Source organism: Moritella sp. 5 (assembly GCF_018219455.1).
In the GTDB taxonomy this organism is placed as follows: domain Bacteria; phylum Pseudomonadota; class Gammaproteobacteria; order Enterobacterales; family Moritellaceae; genus Moritella.
Genome location: NZ_CP056122.1, coordinates 3,207,890 through 3,228,576, shown reverse-complemented (window position 1 = coordinate 3,228,576; position 20,687 = coordinate 3,207,890). Strand labels below are relative to the sequence as shown.

At 39.9% G+C, this 20,687-nt stretch carries 21 protein-coding genes; 8 read left to right on the top strand and 13 right to left on the bottom strand.

Translation table 11 applies throughout. The annotated features are described in order from the left end of the window. Positions 1 to 51 precede the first annotated feature (51 nt). The 5 genes from HWV01_RS14380 to HWV01_RS14360 form a co-directional block, all read right to left on the bottom strand. A complete protein-coding gene (locus HWV01_RS14380; protein ID WP_211672196.1) occupies positions 52 to 2,697 on the bottom strand; it encodes a cytochrome c peroxidase in 2,646 nt (881 codons plus the stop codon). Continuing rightward, positions 2,697 to 4,376: a DUF1566 domain-containing protein gene (locus HWV01_RS14375; protein ID WP_211672195.1), complete on the bottom strand. Its 1,680-nt coding sequence runs from the start codon at positions 4,374 to 4,376 to the stop codon at positions 2,697 to 2,699. Before HWV01_RS14375 ends, HWV01_RS14380 begins: the two co-directional genes overlap by 1 nt. Positions 4,377 to 4,504: 128 nt before the next feature. Beyond that, positions 4,505 to 5,359, bottom strand: a complete 855-nt coding sequence (locus tag HWV01_RS14370) for a PfkB family carbohydrate kinase (protein ID WP_211672194.1) — start codon at positions 5,357 to 5,359, stop codon at positions 4,505 to 4,507. 124 nt (positions 5,360 to 5,483) lie between these two features. Further along, positions 5,484 to 6,341 carry an alpha/beta fold hydrolase gene (locus HWV01_RS14365; RefSeq protein WP_249185327.1) on the bottom strand — a complete coding sequence of 286 codons (858 nt, stop codon included), beginning with the start codon at positions 6,339 to 6,341 and terminating at the stop codon, positions 5,484 to 5,486. A 17-nt stretch (positions 6,342 to 6,358) separates the two neighbouring features. Then, complete coding sequence (locus HWV01_RS14360; protein WP_211672193.1) at positions 6,359 to 7,216, bottom strand: LysR family transcriptional regulator; 858 nt, start codon at positions 7,214 to 7,216, stop codon at positions 6,359 to 6,361. Between the two features lie 118 nt (positions 7,217 to 7,334). On the opposite strand from HWV01_RS14360, the gene HWV01_RS14355 reads away from it, so the two are divergent. After that, positions 7,335 to 7,496, top strand: a complete 162-nt coding sequence (locus HWV01_RS14355) for a hypothetical protein (protein ID WP_211672192.1) — start codon at positions 7,335 to 7,337, stop codon at positions 7,494 to 7,496. A 65-nt stretch (positions 7,497 to 7,561) separates the two neighbouring features. Here HWV01_RS14355 and HWV01_RS14350 read toward each other — a convergent pair whose 3' ends face one another. From HWV01_RS14350 to maoP, 4 genes are all read right to left on the bottom strand, one after another. After that, positions 7,562 to 9,529 carry a bifunctional 2',3'-cyclic-nucleotide 2'-phosphodiesterase/3'-nucleotidase gene (locus HWV01_RS14350; RefSeq protein ID WP_211672191.1) on the bottom strand — a complete coding sequence of 656 codons (1,968 nt, stop codon included), beginning with the start codon at positions 9,527 to 9,529 and terminating at the stop codon, positions 7,562 to 7,564. A gap of 176 nt (positions 9,530 to 9,705) precedes the next feature. After that, on the bottom strand, positions 9,706 to 10,095 hold the full coding sequence (gene pspC / locus HWV01_RS14345) for an envelope stress response membrane protein PspC (RefSeq protein ID WP_211672190.1): 390 nt from the start codon (positions 10,093 to 10,095) through the stop codon (positions 9,706 to 9,708). Further along, positions 10,092 to 10,313 carry an envelope stress response membrane protein PspB gene (gene pspB, locus HWV01_RS14340; protein WP_045109868.1) on the bottom strand — a complete coding sequence of 74 codons (222 nt, stop codon included), beginning with the start codon at positions 10,311 to 10,313 and terminating at the stop codon, positions 10,092 to 10,094. The genes pspC and pspB overlap by 4 nt, the downstream gene beginning before the upstream one ends. A 194-nt stretch (positions 10,314 to 10,507) precedes the next feature. Further along, positions 10,508 to 10,885 carry a DUF413 domain-containing protein gene (gene maoP, locus HWV01_RS14335; RefSeq protein WP_211672189.1) on the bottom strand — a complete coding sequence of 126 codons (378 nt, stop codon included), beginning with the start codon at positions 10,883 to 10,885 and terminating at the stop codon, positions 10,508 to 10,510. A 245-nt stretch (positions 10,886 to 11,130) separates the two neighbouring features. On the opposite strand from maoP, the gene HWV01_RS14330 reads away from it, so the two are divergent. The 3 genes from HWV01_RS14330 to HWV01_RS14320 all read left to right on the top strand — a co-directional run bounded on the left by HWV01_RS14330 (position 11,131) and on the right by HWV01_RS14320 (position 12,774). Next, positions 11,131 to 11,322 (top strand): hypothetical protein, encoded by a 192-nt coding sequence (locus HWV01_RS14330; RefSeq protein ID WP_211672188.1) that lies wholly within the window; start codon positions 11,131 to 11,133, stop codon positions 11,320 to 11,322. A 296-nt stretch (positions 11,323 to 11,618) separates the two neighbouring features. Further along, a complete protein-coding gene (locus tag HWV01_RS14325) occupies positions 11,619 to 12,071 on the top strand; it encodes an Hsp20 family protein (protein WP_211672187.1) in 453 nt (150 codons plus the stop codon). Between the two features lie 169 nt (positions 12,072 to 12,240). Further along, positions 12,241 to 12,774, top strand: coding sequence for an Hsp20 family protein (locus HWV01_RS14320; protein ID WP_211672186.1), 534 nt, complete (start codon positions 12,241 to 12,243; stop codon positions 12,772 to 12,774). A 128-nt stretch (positions 12,775 to 12,902) separates the two neighbouring features. On the opposite strand, the gene HWV01_RS14315 is transcribed toward HWV01_RS14320, so the two are convergent. Further along, on the bottom strand, positions 12,903 to 13,748 hold the full coding sequence (locus tag HWV01_RS14315; RefSeq protein ID WP_211672185.1) for an alpha/beta fold hydrolase: 846 nt from the start codon (positions 13,746 to 13,748) through the stop codon (positions 12,903 to 12,905). A gap of 391 nt (positions 13,749 to 14,139) precedes the next feature. Here HWV01_RS14315 and HWV01_RS14310 point away from each other — a divergent pair, with 391 nt between their 5' ends. The 3 genes from HWV01_RS14310 (at position 14,140) to HWV01_RS14300 (ending at position 17,653) form a co-directional block, all read left to right on the top strand. After that, positions 14,140 to 15,267, top strand: coding sequence for a M14-type cytosolic carboxypeptidase (locus HWV01_RS14310; RefSeq protein WP_211672184.1), 1,128 nt, complete (start codon positions 14,140 to 14,142; stop codon positions 15,265 to 15,267). A gap of 208 nt (positions 15,268 to 15,475) precedes the next feature. Beyond that, on the top strand, positions 15,476 to 15,748 hold the full coding sequence (locus HWV01_RS14305) for an acylphosphatase (RefSeq protein WP_211672183.1): 273 nt from the start codon (positions 15,476 to 15,478) through the stop codon (positions 15,746 to 15,748). Positions 15,749 to 15,922: 174 nt separating this feature from the next. Then, the gene (locus HWV01_RS14300; protein ID WP_249185326.1) at positions 15,923 to 17,653 is read left to right on the top strand and encodes a phosphoethanolamine transferase; all 1,731 of its coding nucleotides are present in this window, start codon (positions 15,923 to 15,925) and stop codon (positions 17,651 to 17,653) included. Positions 17,654 to 17,662: 9 nt separating this feature from the next. Here HWV01_RS14300 and HWV01_RS14295 read toward each other — a convergent pair whose 3' ends face one another. Together HWV01_RS14295 and HWV01_RS14290 are read right to left on the bottom strand one after the other, a co-directional pair. Then, entirely contained in the window at positions 17,663 to 17,962 is a 300-nt protein-coding gene (locus HWV01_RS14295) for an MGMT family protein (RefSeq protein ID WP_211672182.1), read from the bottom strand. Positions 17,963 to 17,971: 9 nt separating this feature from the next. Next, positions 17,972 to 18,643 (bottom strand): methyl-accepting chemotaxis protein, encoded by a 672-nt coding sequence (locus tag HWV01_RS14290; protein ID WP_371816361.1) that lies wholly within the window; start codon positions 18,641 to 18,643, stop codon positions 17,972 to 17,974. A 535-nt stretch (positions 18,644 to 19,178) separates the two neighbouring features. Between HWV01_RS14290 and HWV01_RS14285 the strand changes: the two genes are divergently transcribed. After that, the gene (locus HWV01_RS14285; RefSeq protein ID WP_211672180.1) at positions 19,179 to 19,622 is read left to right on the top strand and encodes a MarR family winged helix-turn-helix transcriptional regulator; all 444 of its coding nucleotides are present in this window, start codon (positions 19,179 to 19,181) and stop codon (positions 19,620 to 19,622) included. On the opposite strand, the gene HWV01_RS14280 is transcribed toward HWV01_RS14285, so the two are convergent. Continuing rightward, the gene (locus tag HWV01_RS14280) at positions 19,619 to 20,596 is read right to left on the bottom strand and encodes an ABC transporter substrate-binding protein (protein ID WP_249185325.1); all 978 of its coding nucleotides are present in this window, start codon (positions 20,594 to 20,596) and stop codon (positions 19,619 to 19,621) included. The two genes, HWV01_RS14285 and HWV01_RS14280, sit on opposite strands and share 4 nt — an antisense overlap. Between the last annotated feature and the right edge of the window lie 91 nt (positions 20,597 to 20,687).

Genomic DNA, 20,687 nt, shown 5'->3' with positions numbered 1-20,687 from the left:
GGTGTCTATAATAAACACCTACTAATAATTTAAGCCGATAATATAGTGATGTTAATGGATTCCTAACTCAAATCTCGTCGCTGGCTTTTGAGGCGTCGGAGCTGTGATTGTGGTTAAAAAGGCTTGTAATGCTTCAGCTTCCGTAACCGTTAGATTTAATGGCCTAATTTTCTTTGATAATACCGGATAAGTGGGGTCATACTTATCCCAACCAAAGGGTGCATTATCTGCCATACCAGCTGAATACATTGAGATAACACCTTCCATCGTATCGAGTAAACCGTTGTGGAACCAGGGATGATTGTTCATCACATCACGTAATGACGGTGTTTTAAATTTACCGACACTGCTTGGTTTACCATCAACATTATACAATCCCAGATCCTCATAAAAACCTTGATAATAAGTCAGTCCGACATTTTGCATTTCGTGATCCGTAAACTCAGCCCCCATGTGACAATTAACACAACGGCCATTACGGCGGAAGATGTCCAACCCCCACAGTTCTTTATCAGAAAGTGCGCTAGTATTACCTGCATTATCGGCCTGAACCACAAATGTATCAAAACGACTTTTATTACTAATAATCGTTCGCTGGAATGTGGCGAGCGCCATTCCTAATTGTTGTTCGGTGATATCAGCACTCATAGTATCTTCTGGAAATGCTTGCTTAAACAAGGCTGGATATTGTGCATGTGCATTGAGTCGTGAAAGTAAGCGCGGTAAAGTCTCAGCCATTTCCACTGGGTCTTGAATTGGCATTAGCGCTTGTTGCTCTAATGTTGCAGCGCGACTATCCCAAAACAATACAGGTAAGAATGCACTGTTTACGATCGTCGGGGCGTTACGCTTGCCACGTTGACGGTCATGGCCAATGGAAACCTCTTGTCCATCTCCCCAACCTAATTTAGGGTCATGGCAACTAGAGCATGACACATCACCTGCTTGAGATAAGAAAGGGTCGAAGAAGAGTTTTTCTCCTAATGCGACTTTTAGCTCACTATAAGGGTTTTCGTTAGGGAAGTTTGGTTTAGGCATAGTGCCTAGTTCTTGATAACTCGACATATCATCGACAAAAGGTGGTGGCCAACGATCACTATTACTGGCGTAGTCTTGTCGTAAGCGATTGAAGTTAGGTTGAGCGTGGTTGTTCACTGATCGGGGATCCTCTGTCGCTCTGCTTTCAAACGCTGTTGCAATTAATAAAATACGACCTATGTCTGTGTCAGTTGATGACTTTGGTTGTAAAGTTGCAGTTGTTGGCAAACTATACAAGCCATAACCAGAGGCCGTTTTCACCCAATAATCACCGGCTTCAGGTTTGTTGAGTGATGTTTCGTATAATAAGCTGTAATCGCTGTCTTGCTCTCCTTTATACAGTAGCATTGCCAACTCATCAGCCGTGGGTAGTCGCCAGTCATCTCGGCCACAAAATGTCGCTTGATTAATATCTGAGACAGCCTTTGGTACACTTGCCTGTATTGATAATTGCTGGCTGGTGTTAGTGATATCTTGTGGATCTGGCGTTAACCAATATACATAAGAGAACTGCTTATCGCGTAAATAAAAGTTATCACGTACTAATCCGCGCGTATCATCTAAACAACGCCAAGGAGTATCAGCGTAGTCATCACCTTGTAGTGCTTTAGGTAATGGTTGACCGCTATTATCTAACCGTATAAAGCTGTCTTTTTCTGCTTGTGGTTTCTTTTGTTCTGATGGCAGTGTTGTATCACGTTTGATACCACTAACAAGCATCACTGATTTAGGCTTACGCTTATTTTGCATCACTGTGGTATGGCGACCTGTCATAAAGTCTAACGTCGGTGCAATATTATCAGCATGTAATAGAGGGTTATCATTCGCTAACCAGTAAGTCTCAAAACCTGTTGCAGCAAAAAAGTAAGGATCAATGGCGGCTTGATTATTATCTAATGCGTAATCTTGCTCACTGATTAATCCCTTCATTTCATAGTCTGACGGTAAGCGCCAATCATTGTGGCCACACCAGTTTTGTTGATTTGCGTATTCAACAAGCGTATCTGTCGTACAGGTTTGACTGTTGCCATCACTGTCTGTGAACTGACACTGAGCTTCAAAAGCAGGCAGGGTCGGTAGCCAGTCACCCCAACCATAGGTTTGCATTGTTGGTTGTAGTGGACTTGCCCAAACGACACCTTGATGGGTCTTAATATCGCTGATGCATTGCCATTCCTTATTCTGACTACTGTCACCGAGCGTTAATGTAGTAAAGCGAGGCGTTGGTCGATTTACTCTAATCAGCCAATTGATGGTCTCAATTTTATCACTGGATATGATGGCCAATTTTACATGGTCGGAACCCTGTACGTCGGCATTTGCCTGATAGGTAAATGTATTGCCTTGAACACTTGCATTCCCATACTGGCCTGGCTGAATCAGTCGTAATTCTTGCGTTGACGTTAAGGCGTACTGCTGAGTGGTCGTATGCCCTTGGGTTAGCTGTATACGAGGGTTCAATATCAGCGGTTTAGCAGTGCCAGAGCCAGAATCAGTGCTAGTGCCAGATCCAGTGCTAGTGCCAGAACCAGTGCTAGTACCAGAACCAGTACTAGTACCAGAATCAGTGCCGGAGTCCCCACCACATGCAGCCAATAACGCACAGCCAGTGATGATCACTGACAGGCGTTGTATACTTTTTAATGTATCTTTTAGCATTATTTTTGCAATCTCGTTGTTGAGATTAGGCGTACTCGATACATCTCTGTATTTGCTCGATAACTGCTTTCAGAAAATGAATCTTGGAATGCAACTGCGCTGTGTTTTGTTTCTGGATAGTATGTACTGGCAGTAGAAGTCCAGTAATAGCTGTCATAATCAACGGTTGTATCATCAAACACACTATTCACATAGCTTGCACGTAAATTTTCATATATTCCAAATGGTGTATTCACATATAGGCTTTTTAATTCATTTTCTGTTGGTAAGCGCCAATTAGTTTGCCCGCACAATGCTGCTTTGTTGATTTCTTCGGCGTATTCCACGGCCTGAGCGTGGTTTTTCAGTGGTTCACTTTTACTGATGCGTTGCCATAGAATTTGTGTATTTGGTAACGCGCTTCTGTATTCAAGGTCAGATGTGCAAGTCCAATCTGTGCTGTCTTGCAATGTAAGGGCTTGCCCGTGCGTACCATGTTTAACAAAACGTGATTGCCAATTAAGATTTTCGTCAACGTCAACAGCCACATTTTGTGGTGGTAATACGGTCGATATTTCTGGTACTTCATTGCCTTTTTTATCAGGAATAACAGTACCGTTTACTAACATAGTAAAATGAGGCTCGTTTGTTGAGCGCGGCGGCATGTTAGCAAAATCAAAATCTTCACCCATCCACATTACGTGTGCATCACCAACAAGGGCATTTGAACCCTGCCAGTCATCAGCAGCGGGTTTGGTGTCATGACCATTTGGATAAATAGTAAATGAATTAGTCCAATAAGCTTCGTCATAATTAGAGTCGACATAAGGGAAATAGAAGTTGTTAACTGGAGACTGTTTGGAGTCTTCATCGAAAAGCTTCTTATCTAATAATGTTTGCCATTCAGCGCGAGTTGCTAAACGCCAGCCTGAACGACCACAAAGTTGTTGTTGGTTTGCTTTTGCAACCAAGTTATCTGTATTACAGTTAACACCAAGTGTACAGGCTGCTTCGCTATAATCTCGATTATTGATTGTTCGGTCACCCCAGTAGTAGGTTGCATCAAACGCGTATGTACCACCTGCTTGAGGTACTTGCCACATAAGCTCACTTTTGTTATCTGTTATGCAACTCCAATCACTCATATTTGCTGGCCGTGCTTGGTCTTCTGGTGATAAAGGTGTGCCATTATCACCAACTTTGCTAAAGCGTAGTGCTGGCTTATTTGATTTATCTTTATATAAGGGTAAGACAGAACCATCAAGTTGATAAATTGTATCCTCAACTTGATAGCTAATAGCAAATTTATAATCGTTCTGGACTGCAATAATTTCAGCACTTAAAGGATTACTCGTCGAAGTAGCATATGGTTGGAAATTGATCGCACCTGTCGTTTGATCAACACGTGCTTCACCAAAATTAGCCTTGATGTTTGTTATTTTGCTGAGATTGGTAGCGGTAACACCAGGGGCGATAAAACTAACTATTGTTGGTGATACAAGTGCTATATCACTGGTTTTAATATGTGCGGTGATCGTCGTCACGGGATCTGGGGTCACTGGTGGCTTAGTCACTGGTGCTGTAGCCACTGGTGGTGTCGTCACTGATGGTGTAGTCACTGATGGTGCTGTTGAGTTAGAGTCGTCACATGCACTGAGGAATAAGCTTGCAAAAGCGATAGATAATGCTGTTTTTTTCATTTTTTTTAGTTTTTTTGTGTTTTAAATTGGGAGTAGGATAATAAAGAATCACAAAAGAAGATGCAAGTGTAAATGGTAGTAATTATCATTTGCGCTTGCGATTTTGTTATCTGATTAAGGTAAAAGGCTTATTTGTTTAAATGTTGTTGTAATTCGGTCCCAGGAATGGAACTTGCCGTTGCGACTGCAATTGCAGCCCATTCGGATCCAGTTATCATGGCTTGTTTTATATCTTGATTGATGAGTAAGCTGTGGATTAACCCTGATGCAAATGCATCGCCAGCCCCGGTAGTATCAACGACGTTAGTTGAGATTGCTGCAATTGAAATATACTGCTGATGGTGATAAGCGACAGCGCCTTTTTCACCATCAGTTAGAATAAAATAACGTAAGGTTTGACCTGCGATGGACTGACCATAGCACCATAATTCTTCGCTATTATTCACATCAATACCATGACTAAAGAGGTCTGAACGAGAGGAGATTAAGACGTGGCAAGGGCGTAAACGGTTGTCTTTAGCTAACTGAGCAATAACTAAGGTGTGTTCAAGTGCGGTTTGAGCCCAGAGCTCAGTGCCGACTGCCGATGAGTTAACGTATAGCGCTTGCCAATGTTTAAAATTGGGTGTTGGACCTAGCGTGAAAATGGGGCGTTGTGGACGAATAATAGTGCGTTCACCATCGGGAGTCATGACTAATAGTAACTCGGGAGTTTCGAGTTTATTGCGTTGTAATAAGCTGCAATCTAATCCTTGCAGACTGGCTTCTGCTAATAGCCAGTCTGCGGTCTTATCATTACCAACTTGACTGACCAGGGCAACTTTATGCCCAGCATAAACTAAGCCTAATCCAGTATTGGCACCACCTCCGCCTAATCGTCGGCCATGATCAGCATAATAGTGGCGGCCACCTGTCGTTAATTGCCTATCCAGTTGTAATACTCGATCACAGTTCAAATTGGCAAGTAATAGGACGTTTGACATAGGTAGTAGCCTTGGATTATGTGTTGAGGGTAATTGTCTCTTATTCCGTTAAGAAAGAAAATAAAAGATGGGTAGTTGTGATATTAAAGTGAGCGATATTACACATAAGAATAGGTAATTTTAATTAAATCGTGATTTTTTCATCAAGGATAATCTGAAGGCATTCTGTGGCATGGCTTGTTACCAAGAAGTGGCTAGCGCCTTGTATTATGTATTTTTTGCTGTTTGCTAATTCACTACTCAGGTGGTTAACGATGGCTTGAGCAACCGGATTTGATGCCGAGCCACAGACTAACCTTGTTGGAATCGTTAATGTGTTTAGTGTTTTTCGATTCTGATGGATGTTCATACACAGCGTCCAGTGCCGATTGTTATTCGCTGTTAAGGGGACCATGCCGTTTTTAATGAAGTCGGGTAGGGGGCTAAATGCACCTTTACCAGCCCAAAAATCTATTACTTTTCCACATACATAAGGTTCATTGTTGCTAATGCCTTGACGATAGTCTTGAACAAACGCATCTACACGCGCCATCATTTCTGTATCTTCAACAGACTCGAGTACCCATGTTGATACAGGTTCAAATAAGGTTAGCGCTTGTATTTCTACAGAACCTTTGAGTGCTAAGGCCAATGCAACGACACCACCGAAGGAGTGCCCAATAAGATGGATGGGCTGGTTCGTTAATTTTGCGACTACAGATTCAATAATATGAAGCTCTGTATTGATGTTTGGCGCTGAAAAATCATCGGGATCTGGCATACCACAGTGACCAGGTAATTTAATAGAAATACAATGGTGTGTGCTTGCGAGTTGCTGGACTATTTTCTTCCATGTTGAGGTTGTTGCGTATGAGCCGTGAATAAACACAACTGGACTACCGCTACCTTGTTGTTCATAGTAACAAGGTATTGTGGTGGTGTTTTCGTTATGATTGTTCTTTATTTGATTATTACTCATCTGAGGCTTGCTGTTAGTGCTCATGGGACGTCCTGTCTTGGTTAATACTGTTTAAGTGTAGCATGCCTATACAATGCGCTTAATTGCGCTACTTCAGTTGCTGTATAATGTGGATGAGGGGCTGACGTTAGCGCTAGAACAATATCAACCGCGGCAAGTGGCGGTAAACTTGGATCATTGATGATGGTGAAATCGTCCGGTACGGTGGAAGCCACCATAGCACCAATCCCTGTACCATTTTTAATGATGGCTTTGATAGCTGTAGCACTGGGTGAAATACAAACGATGCTGTATTTACGGTTAATTTTATCAAGACCATCGACCGCTGCACAATGTACCTTACAATCTTCTTCGAAAAGAATGAGTGGTAATGTTGTCCGAGTCAGTAATTCCTTATGCCCGTAATATATCCAGACAGCTTTATCATGTTGTAATAAATAACCTTCTTGGCTTTCCGGTGCACGCGTAATAATCGCTAAGTCGACTTCGCCATTATCTAGCATAATGCGTAATTTCACCGTGTTGTCGCAGTGTATACGAAATTTTTGATTCGGCGTTTTTTCTTGTATTAATTTAATAATGTTAGGTAACACACTGACCACGTAATCGTCTGGGCAACCTATTATCAGTGGCCTATTATTCTTAACTGTCGTGAATTCTGTAAGCACGTCATCATGTAATGCTAAAATTCGACGTGCGTAACTTACCAGTACTTGCCCTTCAGTTGTGAGTGATAAGTTTCTACCTTTTTTGATAAATAAGCGTTGATTCGCTTCTTGTTCCAGCTTTTTCATTTGCATGCTGATCGCACTTTGGGTTCGACAAATTTGCTTCGCCGCCCGTGTAAAGCTGCCCGTATCAACAAATGCTATAAAGCTACGTAGTGCATCAATGTCCATTGATTAAATCCTTTTAATACATCAACAAATCGAATGTGAGATATCAAAAGTATGCGTTTGTTTTAATTTAATCAAGTGATTACAGTAATAAACATCAAATTAAATAAGGGAATATAAAATGAAAAAACTATTCATATTGTTGATGGTTTCTTTTTCAAGTATCGGTGGATTGATGTTTTTACAACAAGAAGGGGACGATCAAAAAGAATTAGAGAATAGAGAAATAAGTATGACGGTTATTGAAGATGCTAATAATATATGTGATTGTCGCCAGCTATAAAAATACCGCAGGCTGGCTGCGGTATTTTTTATATCAATGCGGTACCTCAAAACGTTAAGTAAAGATTACTTTTTGTTTTGTAGGTCTAAGCTGTAGATAGCAAAACCAAGTTTATCATCTTTAATGTATTGCATTGGGTATTGGCCTTTGTCCTTGATGAACTGTGCGGCTTTGTCACCCGGCGCTGTTTCAAAGGTAATGGTTAGCTTCTTGTCGCTTTGTAATGGCGTGAAGTGCCAGTTGTTATCTGCACTTGGTGTTACTTGGCCTTGTGCTTTACTGACGCGGCTAATGTAGTCTGCCAGAATCGTGCGGTTTTCATCCGGTGATGCAAATGCAACAAACGCTTCGCCTGTGCCTGCAAATTTACCACTGTAAGCGCGGTAGTTATTGGTCGCTACGATGAAAGGTTGGGCTGGGTTAACGGGCTTTCCTTCGAACGTTAAGTCGGTAATACGATTTGAGCTAGGGTTGATCAGTTTACATTCACCGTCATAACGTGCTGGTTGCGATAAATCGATACCGTATTTCACACCGTCAATTACGTCGTAATTGTATGTGCGGAACTCATTCCAGTTAATTAAGCCTTGTGGCGCTGTGCTGTTTAGATCGATTTGATTGAATTGACCTGCAGAGCATTCTAACCATTCTTTCACTTCTTTACCTGTTACCTTCATAGCGACTAGCGTATTCGGGTAAAGGTAAAGATCTGCTGCGTTACGGAATGTTAACTGACCAGATTCAACTTCAGTAAAGTTCGTTGGATCGTTACCACGGCCACCGGCTTTAAACGGTGCCGCGGCAGAAAGTACTGGGATGCCTTCTAAATCTGGGTCACCTTGGATAAAGCGTTCCACATAATCTTGTTGTGCAAGGTTAACTATTTGGATTGTTGGGTCGTCTTGTACTAGCGCTAGGAAGCTGTACATCACGTCATTTGCTTTACCAATAGGCTGGTTAACAAAATTACGTGTTGCTTTGTGGTCAGCTTGTACTGCAGCAACCATTTTTTTATCAGCGGCAACTAACGGCTTTTTGGTTAATTTGTCAAAAATAGGACGCGCTTCTGTTTGTGCGTCGGTTACTTTCCACGAATCACCTTGTTTGTCTAACACCAAATCCATGATACCGACGTGATCGCCCCAACGACCAGGCATTACAGCTGGGATACCGTTGATTGTGCCTTTTTCGATATTGGCCCCCGGTATTTTTGCAAATGTTTTACTTGGGAATACAGCATGTGAATGACCAAATGCAATCGCATCAATACCCGGTACTTGTGTTAGATAGTACACTGAGTTTTCAGCCATTACTTTATACGGGTCAGCTGATACGCCTGAATGCGGGATCGCTAGAATGATATCTGCGCCTTCTGCTTTCATTTGTGGCACAAATCTTTCGGCGGTTTGTTTAATGTCTAACGCTTCAACTTTACCTTCTAGGTTCTTCTTGTCCCAGATTAAGATTTGCGGTGGTACAAAACCGATATAACCAATCTTAACTTGGTGTTCTACGCCGTCTGTATCTTTAAACGTATTTGTTTTGATGATGTAAGGGGTGAACATGTTTTTACCGGTTTTTAGATCGATAACGTTCGCATTAATATAGGGGAAGTTCGCGTCATTTGTCGCTTCTTGTAAGAACTCTAACCCGTAGTTAAATTCGTGATTACCTAAATTACCTACTTCATAACCAAGCTGGTTCATTGCTTTATAAACTGGGTGTACATCGCCAGGTTTAAGGCCTTTATCTGCCATGTAGTCGCCCATTGGACTACCCTGCAATAAATCACCATTATCAACCAGTACACTATTAGTTACTTCAGCGCGGGCTTCTCTTACTAATGTGGCAGTACGTACAAGGCCTATTTTCTCTGTAGGCTTGTTTTTGTAATAGTCATAGTCCATTACATTGGTGTGAATATCCGTCGTTTCTAGAATACGCAGTTTGATGGTTTCAGCATAAGCAGGGCCGGCCATAGTAAGCAGGCCACCGAGTACCGCAATAGCCACAGGTTTGATAGATAACGACATAGTTTTCTCCAAATTAATAAAAGAGTAGGTAGAAATAGATACAGAAAGCGCCAAGGTAGCATAAATATACTGAGCTTGGCGCTTTAATGTCGGCAATAGCTTGTTTTATCCCTTTTTTTATTGATTACGTTTAATTTTTTATCAAGGAATAGGGGATAAAACTGATTCGGTTGTTTTTATTTTTTCTTAAATTCACGATCCATTTTGAATGAAAAAGAAATAACATAATTTTCCATTTTCTGCAGACCTTGATCAATATCATCGAGCTCTGCGGTAATATTATCCAGCAGTTTTTCTGCAGTATGACCTTGTTGCCATGGCTTTGTTTTCATCGAATGGTTGGCATAGATGCTTCGTTGTTGCTGCTTTTCAATCGGCATTTTTTCGAGTAGTAACCAGGCAATGATATAAATCAGAATGGCGAGAAAGAAACCTGTGAATAAAAACAAGGATACGAACAGTAATCGCACAAGCCAAACTTCAGCCCCGAAGGAGGCCGCTAAGCCCGCACACACACCGCCGATCTTGCCATTTTCGGTGTCTCGATATAAGGATTTAGCGTTCATCGGTCTCTCCATTTCGGTGATTCTTCATCTAAAATTTGTTCTAACGAGATAACGCGATCTTGCAATTGCTCGGTACGGCTAATTAATGTCTGTAACTTGTCTTTGTCTTTTTTTGATAACCCTTGATTGCTTTGGCGTTTACTCCGATAGGCTAAAATTAACCACAGTGGTGCGACGAAAACTAAAAATACGGTGAGTGGTACTTGAATAAAATCCATGGGAATTCCTTATTGATGTTAGCGCACAACTAATGATGGTTTATTACTGTATTTTATACATAAATAGCTTGTTTGTATTGCTTAAAACCGCAGAAATTAGATTTTATTACTCGACCGACTCTGTCTTCATTATACTTAAAACTAAAACGCACCTTAATGAAGGTGCGTTTTAAAAGATGAGGTGTGAGGACTGATTATGAATCCAAATCTAACTCGTCATAAGTGCTGTCAATGTCTTCTAGAGTCGATAGTTCATCCACAAAGTAATCACGGCTTGGTTGTTTTACACTGCGTTTATGTACCGTGTTGCGTAATGAATGAGGGTGGGTGATCTTATGATTATATTTGCGCCAGCATCTCGCAAAATCAGAGGTTAATTCAAATTCACCATCAAGCTCTGCGAGAAAGAAATGTTCGTCAGCGGTGGCGGGTAACAGCTCGCCTTCTTGTAGTCGCTGCATTGTTAAACCGTAATGTTCTAATAATTTTGATTCATCTAAATTAAACGCATTTTGTTGTTGAAAACCAAGTGGAAAATGCACTTCATCTAAAAATATACCCATGCTTCTCATATCGATTACCTTTCGTTAAATTAACCGTGTAACAACAATCGTTAGCAGTATTTATGGCTGCATTGGAATCTTCATACTGTCACAGCTATGTCATATTCAATCTTTATAATTTTAATTACAGACTTTGTTGGTCTCTAAATTAACGGCGGATGTTGACAGTTTAATGACAATGGTAAATTTATTTGTAATCAAGCGTCACAATTTTATTTTTATATTATTAATGAAAGATATAAGCAGGAAAGAACATGGCTAAATTAGATCAAAAGTTTAAAAAAAAATCAGCGCAGCGTGTTGACGATGACGGTATTATGCCATCAGATCGTAAGGCTCATAAACGTGCTCGACGTGATAGTCGTCAAAAAGATGAGCTGTATGCGTTGATGGATAACGCTTCTGTGTATGAGAACGCATCACACGAAAATAGCATGCAATTTTAATGATAGTAATAATAGAGGTGAAAATATAAGTAATAAATTTAAGATGTTTATTGCTTGTATTTCATTGCTTTATGTTTTTATTGGAATTAATTAAAGCTTTTTACTTGAAAACAAATCGTGTAATCCACATCTATTAATTAGGCGCTTACGAGGCCTAACCTAAAGTAAACAGCAACTGCCTAACGGAGTATGTTTTTACTTTTTACATATAAACCGGAATAAAAATACATCATGGCTAAGCGCAAAATAATTTGGCTTGGTGACGATGATAATATTGCTCAATGGAGAATATAATTATGCGTACTTTTGACTTCACTCCCCTATACCGTAGTGCAATTGGTTTTGAACGTTTAGCAGCACTTGCTGAAACGGCTGCATCAAACCGCCAATCTGGTAATAACTTTCCTCCGTATAACATCGAACAACTTGATGACAATAACTATCGCATTACGATGGCTGTCGCAGGTTTTGACGAAGCGGAAATCGATATTTCAACCCAAAATAATGAGTTATTAGTAAAAGGCACGAAAGAGTCTGTGGCGAAAGAAGACGATCAACGTACTTTCTTACACCGCGGTATTGCTGAACGTAACTTTGAACGTAAATTCGAGCTTGCCGATCATGTTTTTGTCAACGGGGCAGACATGCGAAATGGTTTGTTGTATATCGATTTAGAACGCCAGTTACCAGACGCAATGAAACCACGTAAAATTGCCATTAACGGCGCTAAAACCTTATCTGCAGAATAATACTGCACAAACACTGTTATAGATTGGCAGTGTCATTAACCTTATAAATTATATTCGGCTTAGTGGGAATTCTTTCATTAAGCCTGTTCCCCCCAAGTATCTGAAGGGCTTGGGTATATAAGTGCTGCTCAGCAGGCTTATAGCTATCTATTGTTTGAGGAAAATAGAGATGACTACAACGACTACATTTGATTTTGCACCCCTATATCGCCACGCGGTTGGTTTTGATCGCTTTGCTAACATGGCACAAAAATTAGTTGAACAGCAATTAGCATCACAGCGTATGTTAGATGCGTGCAAGGCTAAAAAATCGATGGCTAAAAACGAAAGAATCAACAGTGAGCAAGCAAAAAACAAAGCGGTTAAAACACGGGTTGATACGAACTATCCACGTTATAACATAACTCACACAGGTGAGTTAGATTATCAAATTACACTGGCGCTAGCTGGTTTCTCACTCGAAGAGATCGATATTACTGTGACGGCTGATGAGTTGGTTGTCACCGGTAAAAAGCAGCCAGTAGAAGTCACTTCAACATTGTTGCATCAAGGCATTAATCAAGCGGATTTTAGCCGTAAATTTGCACTCGCCGATCATGTACATGTATTGGGTGCTGAGATGGCGCAAGGATTACTGACGGTTAATCTACAACGTCAGGTGCCAGAAGCATTGCAACCTCGTAAGGTGACTATTGGTGCTTAAACTTCGCCAGTAAGGTGTTGTTTTAATTATTTATATAAATATAAATAGTGAGTGTAAGTATATTTAGCGCATCAATAATGATGCGCTTTTTGTTTTTTAGACGAGGCGTAGTAAGCCATTATTGAGTTTTAAACTAAGCTATCAAACGCAGCTAGCGTTAAATCACAATTAATAATTCGGCCATGTCCTTGTCCTTGTGTTGTGACTAAATCGATAGTATTCGCTTCTTTTGCGGCTAATTCTGAGGTGCTAAAATTGGCAAATTTATCATGCTCATCATGCACTATGATGGTTTTTTGCTGACGAGATATGAGTGTTTTATAGGGTTTGATAGTCTCTAGCCTATAGTCATATTGGTTTTCAATTTTTTTTATCATCTCACCAAATAATTTCATTGAATACCCAGAACTACCAACAGTGTCATATAAGCTTTCAACATAGTTTAATACAGGTGCAATTAATAAGAAGGGTAAGGCTTGTACTTTAGGGTGACGACTCTCTAAGACGATTGTCGATCCAATGCTATGTGCAATGATACCTACTACGTCATCAATATTATCGACGATTTCATCGAATGCTTGTACAAATGCGGGCAGATGAGCGTGACGCCCTTCACTTTGGCCGTGTGCAGGATGATCGTAGGCCAGCGCAGTAAAACCTTGTTTGGCAATATGCTCCATCAACGGAAAGAATTGACTGGCACTACCAGACCAACCGTGGCTTAAGACCCAAACGGGTCCGTTACCCATTTGATAGGTATTTAGTCGGCCTTCAGATGTCATATGTGTGGATTTTAATAATCCAACCGGATCTTCATTTTGGGATGTACTACGTACGGGGGTTAACAATAAGTTCTGCGCTGTTTTTAACGCATGAGCGGGTGCAATGCTGTGATGTAATCGAGTGCCGATATTGATCATGCTGCGGCGGATCGTGAATTTGTTTCGAGTATTAAAATAAATGCTACTGCTCATCGTAAATTCCTTAAATAAAACCTTTAAGCGAACGGTCGTGCTATTTTTTATGTTTGAAACGCGTCAAAACGCGCTTAATATTTATTCTGTATGTATTTAGGATTTTCGCGTGTTTTAGCACGACCGTACTTTTAATGCTAGCGTCGAACTCACTAAGCATTTAATTTATAACTAAGTAGGTATTAAATGTGCAGGGGAGGTGCGATGTTAAATTATTTGGTATATCGGTTTATGACTTATAGATGCCTGTATCTAATGATTTATGCTGACTTCTGTTCTGTATTGGAAATTAAATAAGGTTTTTAGGGTTATTAGTAAACATCTTCTCTACCCAGTTACAGCGGGATCGTTTATGCTTAAGTTAATTTCAAAAATGAATTAAGGAAGTCGTATGCGGATCACCGCTAATTTTGATGCTGGTAATATTGAAGTCATTAATTTAGATGACAAAAATGATGTGCAACTTGCAATTCGCCCTGATGTGGGTGAAGAATTTTTCCAATGGTTTAACTTCCGTATTGACGGTGTAGTCGGTGAGCAATACACACTGAATATCCTTAATGCAGGCGAAGCTGCTTACCTAGAAGGCTGGGAAAACTACCAAGCTGTTGCCTCATACGATCGTCAGCACTGGTTCCGTATTCCAACTTTCTATAAAGAGGGTAAACTCACGATCATTGCTGAAATGGATTGTGAGTCAATGCAAATTGCTTACTTTGCACCGTACAGCTACGAACGTCATCTAGATCTACTTGCTGCAGTGCAAATGCACCCATTAGTAAGCTTAGAGCATCTTGGTGAAACGATTGATAAGCGTGATTTAACTTTAGTTAAGATCGGCGATGGCGCTGAAGGTAAGCGTAACATCTGGATTACTGCGCGTCAGCATCCAGGTGAAACGATGGCTGAATGGTTAGTTGATGGTTTAATGCATAGCTTACTTGATAGTGATAACCCAACGGGTAAAGCATTATTAGACAAAGCTAACTTCTACATCGTACCAAATATGAATCCAGACGGCAGCGCACGTGGTCATCTACGTACCAATGCATTAGGTGTAAACCTTAACCGTGAATGGTTAAACCCAAGCTTAGAAAAAAGCCCAGAAGTGTTCCATACCATCAATAAGATGAAAGAAACTGGCGTTGATTTATTCTATGACGTACACGGTGATGAAGCACTACCTTACGTATTCCTTGCGGGTTCACAAGGTACGCCAAGTTATAACGACAGATTAGCGAAATTACGTGACCGTTTCTCTGACGTGTTCAAACTGGCAAGTGCAGATTTCCAATCTGAATTTGGTTATGACGTTGATGCACCAGGTACAGCCAACATGACAGTGGCAACTAACTGGGTAGCAGAAGAGTTTGATTGCCTTGCAAATACTATGGAAATGCCATTTAAAGACAATGATAACTTACCTGATCCTATGATGGGTTGGTCACCAGAGCGTTCTATTAAGCTTGGTGAAGCATCATTAGTGGCTATGCTCGCTGTGGTTGACGATTTACGTTAATCGGCTTTAGTTATTAAAGGCTAAGGCATAAAGCCCGTGCGTACTCGTTGTTTAAAAACAGTATTTACGGGTTTTTTTGTATCTAAAATTCGTGATGGCAAGGTTTTGTGAGCTATATCAGCTTGTTGAATTAATTAACGTGGTCTAAATGGCTAATTTAGACATATACTCCATAAATACTGAAAAAATTTGGTAGGGGTATGGGGTTATGTCACAAGAAGGTAACCAGATCATAGTACATGGTAGAGTACAAATGGTCGGCTTTCGTTATGCAACAGTGGAGCAGGCGCAGCAACTAGGTTTAACCGGGCACGCAATTAACCTGAAAAACGGAGATGTAGAAGTACAGGTCTTTGGCGATAAAACTGAGCGAGATAAGCTTATTTTATGGTTGCGAGAGGGACCCGATGCAGCACAGGTCGATGCATTAGAAATCACCGCTATTGATTATAAAAAATTGCCAAATTTTACTCAGGGCTAATTGATTACCTTCCTTTTGTATGAACTATAAAGCGATCCACTTGCCTGATATGCACATCTCGGTAAGGTAACAGACTAAACCTGCAGCTTATCGACAAAAATGTACATAAATTATGCTTAAAATAGTTATGTATCAACTCTAATCTAAAATTCAAGGGTCGAAGGAAAGGACCGTGTGCGCTTATTTAACCGCATTTACTTGGTTTATGGTCATCACTGGATAACAATGAAAAATCTACTCACAACAAAGCTAAACGTTTCCTTAACTAATATAGCTAGCCGCCTTACGCAATTATGCAAATTTCGTATTAATATCAGTATGACAACGTTTTTATTACTGTATTCTTTTTATTTTGGTTTCGTACTTAATATACCTATTAGCGCACGTTTAATTGATATCACTGAACACTCGAACAGTTGGTTATTTGTATATACCGCACCGGTATTATTAAGTTGCGCCTTTTTTATTATTTTTTCGTTATTTGCAATTCCTTACTTCGCGAAACCATTTTTTATTTTTGTACTTGTATCATCCGCAATTGCTTCTTATGCAACATTAAAATATGGGGTTTTATTTGACTATTCGATGGTTGAAAATGTTATTGAAACTAACACCAGTGAAATGTCTTCCTATATAAATTTATCGTCTATTAGTTACCTATTATTTATAGGTGTTATTCCAGCCGTATTAATCGCCTTAATACGCTTTAATACCCAAGAAACCTTACTTAAGCGTATTTTAAAACGCTTAATGTTAATTATATCGGCTACTCTCATCATTCTGTTAATTCTCGGCTTTTTTTATAAAGATTATGCTTCGGTAGGTCGTAACAACGCTTACCTGAATAAAATGATTGTGCCTGCGCATATTTTTAATAGTGTTAAATATATAAAGAAAGAAGTGTTTACTGAAAAATTCACTTATAAAGCCCAAGGGACAGACGCGACACCATTACTCGCGAACAACGGTAAACCAACCCTAATGGTATTAATTGTCGGTGAAACCGCTCGCTCTATGAATATCGGGTATAATGGCTATTCGCGTAATACAAATCCTTATACTGAAGACATGGGCATCATTTCTTTTAAAGATGTCTCATCTTGCGGCACTTCAACTGCACATTCACTACCGTGTATGTTCTCAAACCTAAATCGTAGTAATTATGATAAAAACCGGGCTAACAGCCAAGATGATGTGCTTGATGTATTAAAATATGCCGGTGTAAACGTATTATGGAAAGATAATGATGGTGGTGATAAAGGTGTCGCAAAAAGGCTAACCAAAATTAGCATTGATGCTTCACAATATCGTGATGTATGTGACAATTCAGTTTGTTATGATGAAATAATGTTGAAATCATTTGATGATGAAGTCGAAGAACTAAAGGGAAATAAGTTAATCGCTATGCACATAATAGGTAGTCATGGGCCTACCTATTGGAAGCGATATCCGCAACAAAAAGAATTATTTACTCCGTCATGTAACCAAAGTGATATTGAAAATTGTTCTGACGACGAAATTGTCAATACTTATGACAACACGCTCGCTTATACTGACTATGTGATTGCCGAAACAATTAAAAAATTACAAAGTTATGCAAACGATTATAACGTTGCCTTGATGTATATGTCTGACCATGGTGAGTCACTGGGTGAGAACGGTTTATATTTGCATGGCACGCCTTATTCTTTCGCTCCTATAGAACAAACACAAGTGCCTTTATTTATGTGGATACCTCAGCAATATGCCGATGCCAAAGGTATTAATAAAAATTGCTTGATAGAAAAAGCACAAGCCGGGACTTTTTCTCACGATAACCTGTTTCATACGCTACTCGGATTTTACGGTGTTGAAAGTAGTGTAATAAACCAAGATTTAGATATTACTGCGAGTTGTCGTTTGTAACTAGACCCCCTACAAAACCCTGTATTTCTTTAGTGAAATAGTGCCGTGCGCAGAGAGGGGTATTCCTTCAGCGGCAAGTTGTTGTCTTTGATAATCACCACGGCTACCTTGCAGTGATATTTTGCCTTGGCTATTTACAATACGATGCCAAGGCAGCTTGCTGTCGGTTGGTAAGCGACTAAGCACTTTACCAACCTGACGTGCGTGATTTGGCATGCCCGCTAACTTAGCGATATCGCCATAGGTGGCAACCTTACCTTCAGGTACTTGATACACCAGAGCAAATACTTGCAAATCAAAATTATTCATATTGATGAATTAAAAACGCAGTTTCGTCACCAGTTGCTCACCTAAATTAACATTACTTGATGAGCCGTTAAGCGCATCTTTAGTGTCACTAATTAATGCTTCCATACCGGTTGTAATACTGTGTGAATGGCTTAACTGTTGCTGTACTTGACTAATGGTTTGTTCTACTAAGCTCGAACTTGAATTAGCTTGAGATACGAGCTCTTGCAAACTTTGCATTGTCACTGTCGCGATATCAACACTGTCATCAATAATATTTGTTACCTGTTTTTGTTTATCAATGATCGCTGCTGAAATATCCATGATTTTTTTCATTTCACCTTGGATCTGGTCTGCAGATTGGTTTGCTGTATTCGCAAGTGCGCGTACTTCATCGGCCACCACGGCAAATCCACGGCCATGTTCACCTGCTCGTGCCGCTTCAATTGCCGCATTTAGCGCAAGTAGGTTGGTTTGGTCGGCAATGCCTTTAATAGAGTCAACTAATTGACCAATGTTTTTATTGTTCTCGTCTAGGTTAGCAAGCAGTACGGTAAACTCAGCAATGTATTGTGCAGAGTTTGTGATGTTACCTGTCAATTCTTCAAGCTGTTGAATACCAGTCTGAGAGATATTTGCGGTACTTTGTGCAGAATTGAATGAATCATTTGAAAGGTTTTCTATACCTTTTGACTGTTCCATAAATCCTTGAATTAAATCGAAGTTTTGCTCGATGTTGTTAAGTCTGTGTGCCGAGGATTGATTGACTTTGTGTGCATTTTGAGTGATTTCTTGGGCAATAGATAATAGGCCACTACTTTGTAGTTGGTCTAAAAGTTGTGCTTTACTTTGCAGTGCCGCTAAGTCTGTTTCTGAGATAAGAACTTGTCCAAGAGGGACTTTATTAGTGTTAAAAAAATTAAACATAGCTTAGATCTGCCTTTTTAGTCGTTTATAATTTATAGCGGCAAAATAGATCCCGCTGAATATTCTTAAGCAATAATTAGACCGTAAATGGTAATAAGAGATAATTTATTTTTCTTATTAATTATATAGTTATTCTTTATCCTTGAGATGACAATTTGACTATAGTTAAGTCATCGCATTTATAGTCTTTTTATATTATCGGCATCAGCTGCGATTTACTTAACCATTCTTGTTATATTTTTTAAAACGGGTCGACATTTATAAAAAGTTAAGTATATTGTGCGCAAGGCAGTTAAGAGAGGTTACCCTGATGTCAGAAATGAATGAAGCGACGATGTTGCACTTAGATAATCAGGTTTGTTTTGCGTTATACAGTGCGACGAATGCGATGGTTCGTGCATATCGACCAATGTTAAAAGCACTCGATCTTACTTACCCACAGTATTTAGCTATGTTGGTTTTTTGGCAGCAAGATGAAATTAGTGTGAAGGTATTAGGTGAACAGTTACACCTTGATTCTGGTACGTTAACACCCTTGTTAAAGCGCTTAGAGTTGAAAGGGCTTATTCGTCGAGAGCGAAGTAAAGAAGATGAGCGTGCTCGTATACTGTGTCTAACAGATGTTGGCTTAGCCTTAAAGGAACAAGCAAAAGATATTCCTATCAATATGTTTTGTCAGGCCGGTTTACCGAAAGAAGAGTTGCTGATGATGAAAGCGAGCTGCGAAGCATTGTTAGGTAATTTAACTGATTAATGCTCGGCGAAGTATTGATTAAGGGCTTGTTGCCATTCTGGGCTTTGACGAATATTGAGGAGTGCTCGGTTTAATTGCTCGGTGTAAGGGCTATTGTCTTTAATGGCTAAACCATAATTTTGTTTTTCGAATTGATAAGGTAATACTGATATTTGTTGATAACGTCCTTGCTGTTTTTCTTGTTTTAGCTTGTACTTTAAAACCGCATCATCATCAACGATAGCGTCAATTTTCCCGTCATTAAGTGCAATTAGCATATCATCAAGGTTCGTAAACGTTTGATGTATGATTCCTAAACTATCAAGATAAATAGAAGACGTGGTCGAGACTGTGGCCCCGACATTCAGCTTGATTAGATCATATGGACTTTTTATATCAGTATTGAGTAACCCCAAGGTGAAGGTACTGGCTAGCATCGCGGTAATGCTGGCAATAAATAAGGTGGATGCGATGGCTAAAAACACCGTCAATACTCGCCCACTCAAGGTTTTAAATTCAAAATAGTTGAAAGGACCTTTGGTGATGAATAACAGGCCAAGAATAAAGGCTTCTAATAATTGTGCTCTTGCTGATGGCATTGAATACAATTTATGATTAACTTTATGTTCGAGTAGGTAAAATATCCAGCCGATAAGCCCTGCACATATGAGGATAATACCAATAGCAAATAATAATGTAGTATTGGTGATGATATCGACAAAAGAAGCGAGATAGCCTTTTTGTTTTACTGCAATGGCTAGGTGTGTCTCATAAAATGAGTGTGAAAAATCCATGAGTAGTTCACGCTCCGGCGTAATAGTAATACAGGATATTCCCACTTCTACATTGCCATTTTCAACGGCACTTAATAACCCTTTTAAAGTGTAATCTCGCATCTCATATTGTAGGTCGATACTATCGGCTACACGTTGCCACAATAAGATGCTCAGTCCTGTGCTGGTGGATTGTGGACTACCATTTGGATGTAAGCTCATGACAAAAGGCGGGCAGTGGTAACTTCCAACGTTAATGACTGAACTACTATGGCTATACGATGCCATACTGTATAAATAGCAAAAAACACAC